Genomic DNA, 2,972 nt, shown 5'->3' with positions numbered 1-2,972 from the left:
TCAGCGGCTCCGTCGGCTACACCCACAACCCCGCCTTCCTGTCCGCCAGTCCCGGTCAGCTGCTGGCCGAGGCGGACGCGGCGATGTACCACGCGAAGCGTTCCGGTGCCGGTGTGCACGGCCACTATCCCTTGGCCGCCCCAGTGGGACGCAGCCGCGATCGCCACCACCACTGACAGGTCTGACGCCTTGAGGGCCCCGCAACCACCCGGTTGCGGGGCCCTCCCCCTTTTTCCGCCCTGACAAGGGAGACCCCTGTGCTGTCCTTCACCGCTGTCCACGCCCTGGCCGGTTGCCTCCTGGCGACCGACGTCGACGCCGAGCATCTGGGCTGGGGCCAGCCGCCGACGCTGCTGCTCATCCACACCCGCCCCCTCCACACGGCCTCGCCCGCGCACGCTTTGCGCAGCGTGGAGTTCCCGCTGTGCCGCGAGGACCTGCTCACCGACCCCGCTGGCTTGCCCGACCTGTTGCACCGCCTCGCCGCAGGCTTGCGCCCGCCTGAGGTGGCAACGCCCTGCCGGGCCACCCTCGACACGATCGTCCGCCTGATCCGGGCGACCGAACCCGATGCGGGGCTGCTGGCCTGGGCCACCTGCTACGACGACATCCTCACCATTGGCGACGCGCCACGGCAGGCCCGCCGGATCGACGCCGTCGACACCGACGGCCGCCTTTACCAGCTCAGCCACCCGCGTGGCGATGACCAGCCGCTGCTGCTCATCGACGACACCCCCGACCCGGGCGACATCCCCGCCACCTACCCAGGGCTGACCGCCCTCATCACCGCCACCACCCAGAAGGCCAGCAGCAGCGGCCGCGCGGCGCATGGGAGGACCGGGCCGATGCGGCGACCTGACGGCACCGACGAGGAGCCGATCTTCATTACGTGGGGGCCCGGCGGGACGTCGCTGCGCTGCCAGGTGTGCGGGGCCGTCGACGAGGTCGTCCAGGACGAGATGCCGTCCATGGCCGGCTACGGCGACGACACCTACATCCGCTGCAGCCGCTGCGGATCCGTCGAGACCAGCGACCCGATCTTCGGCTGGCGCGCCAAGCCCGCTCCTTGGCCGGCACCCCCGCAGCAGGACGAGCCGTGACCGTTCCGCCCAGCGTCTCGACCACCGGTCCGCGCACCTCAATCCCTCCCATTCCCGCATCTGCTGTGAAGGAGATCTGCCCCCGTGAGCACCCACTGTTTCGTCGGCACCACCGATCCTGGGAACCCGCACCTCGTGTTCGCCCGGTTCGTGCTCCTCGACGGGCACCCGGGCGTCGTCGTGCCCACCCTCGCCGCGATCTGGGTCGGCCACGCCCGCCGCGACGCCCACGCGCTGAATACCGCGCTCCTCGCCTCCGACTGGGAGTACCTCGACCCGGCCATCACCGCCGCCACCGAATCCGGGTTCGCCGGGCAGCGCCCGGTGCCCGGCGTCGGCATGACCCTCGCCAGCACCACCGACGATGCCATCGACGCGCCGGAACCGGTCACCGTGTTCCCGCTGTCCCACGCCCGGCACCTCGACGCGGAATGGATCTACCTCATAGACCCGCTCACCGCCACGGTCGCCGTGCACACCGACGACGGGCAGCACCTGGCCCGCTACCGGCTCGCCGACTGCCTGCCCCCGTCACCGGCTGCCACCCGCACCCCCGCGAGCCGCTCCCCGGCAGCCCGCCACGCCTCGCAGGCAGTGGCGGTCCTGCGGTGAGCGGGCGCGGTCTCGCCGCAATCGCCGCCGGCTTGCTCGCCGTGCTGATGCTGTGCGCAGGCGGAGTGGGGATGCTGTTCACCGGCGGTGGCACCGCCTCGGCCGCGTGCAACGGCACCGTCGGCCCAGGCCGGCAGCCGTTGCTGCCCGCCGTCACCGTGTCGCCACCCGCCGCCGCCGTGGAGGGCTGGACCGGCGAGCAGGTCACCAACGCCGCGGTGATCGTGTCCGCCGGCGTCGAGCTCACGGTCCCGCCCCGAGGTTGGGTCGTCGCCCTGGCCACCGCCATGCAGGAGTCCACCCTGCGCAACCTCCCCGGCGGGGACCGCGACTCGGTGGGGCTGTTCCAGCAACGGCCGTCCCAAGGCTGGGGCACACCCGCTCAACTCCAGGACCCGCGCTACGCGGCCGGCAGGTTCTACCGGGCGTTGCTGGCCGTCGACGGTTGGCAGGCCATGCCGCTGACCGACGCCGCCCAAGCGGTACAGCGCTCCGCCTACCCCGGCGCCTACGCGAAATGGGAGGACGACGCGATCGCCCTGGTCCGCGTCCTGACCGGCGGCACCCCCGCCGGGCCTGCCGGAGGGGATCTGGAGCAGGCGATGAGCAACCCGCTGTGCCTGTTCGACGCAGGTGACGGCCAGGCCGGCAGCGAGCAGGTGCCGATGCCGGCGGGATTCACCCTGCCAGCGGGCACGCCGAGCGCGGTCGTAACGGCGATCGGCTGGGCCCTGGCGCAACTCGGCAGCCCGTACACCTTCGGCGGGGACTGCACCGCACCACACTCCGGCATCCCCGCCCGCCAATGCGACTGCTCATCGCTGATACAGCAGGCCTACCGGGCCGCCGGCATCAGCATGCCCCGAACCACCAGCGACCAGATTGACGCCGGCCAGCCAGTCACCGACTACCGGGACCTGCGGCCGGGGGACCTGCTGTTCATTCCTGGCAGCCGCGGCACCACCGCCAAGCCAGGGCACGTGGGCCTCTACCTCGGCCAGGGGCTGATCGTGCAGGCCCCGCACAGCGGCGACGTCGTCAAGATCAGCCGCCTGTCCACGTGGGCCGCGCACCTCGCCGCCGCCCGCCGCGTCATCGGCTGAACCACCGCATCCACACACCGTTCACGGATCCCGTCAGTCGGGGCGGCTCTCTGGGCGCCGGCTGCTGCGGATCCCCCGTTCCTTCGGAGAGGACATCACCGTGACCGACACGGACCACATCAGCAGCAGGAAACAGCCGGGGACCCGGCCCGAGGAC

General features: G+C 72.3%; 3 protein-coding genes. All 3 read left to right on the top strand.

What is annotated here, in order from left to right:
* The first annotated feature begins 257 nt into the window (after positions 1–257).
* The 3 genes from B0E53_RS39920 to B0E53_RS34980 all read left to right on the top strand — a co-directional run bounded on the left by B0E53_RS39920 (position 258) and on the right by B0E53_RS34980 (position 2,815).
* Positions 258–1,100: a hypothetical protein gene (locus B0E53_RS39920; RefSeq protein ID WP_246835760.1), complete on the top strand. Its 843-nt coding sequence runs from the start codon at positions 258–260 to the stop codon at positions 1,098–1,100.
* Positions 1,101–1,184: 84 nt separating this feature from the next.
* Positions 1,185–1,712, top strand: a complete 528-nt coding sequence (locus tag B0E53_RS34985) for a hypothetical protein (protein WP_210406338.1) — start codon at positions 1,185–1,187, stop codon at positions 1,710–1,712.
* A 71-nt stretch (positions 1,713–1,783) separates the two neighbouring features.
* Entirely contained in the window at positions 1,784–2,815 is a 1,032-nt protein-coding gene (locus B0E53_RS34980; RefSeq protein ID WP_281492936.1) for a C40 family peptidase, read from the top strand.
* Positions 2,816–2,972: the final 157 nt, after the last annotated feature.

Source organism: Micromonospora sp. MH33 (genome assembly GCF_003013775.1).
GTDB lineage: Bacteria > Actinomycetota > Actinomycetes > Mycobacteriales > Micromonosporaceae > Micromonospora > Micromonospora fulviviridis.
The sequence above is the reverse complement of the archived record's forward strand: the minus strand, read 5'-3'. Positions and strand labels throughout refer to the sequence as shown.

Bases quoted from the DNA above. Each gene is read 5' to 3' on its own strand.
- B0E53_RS34980 (WP_281492936.1), top strand. From the start codon at position 1,784: ATGCTGTTCACCGGCGGTGGCACCGCCTCGGCCGCGTGCAACGGCACC.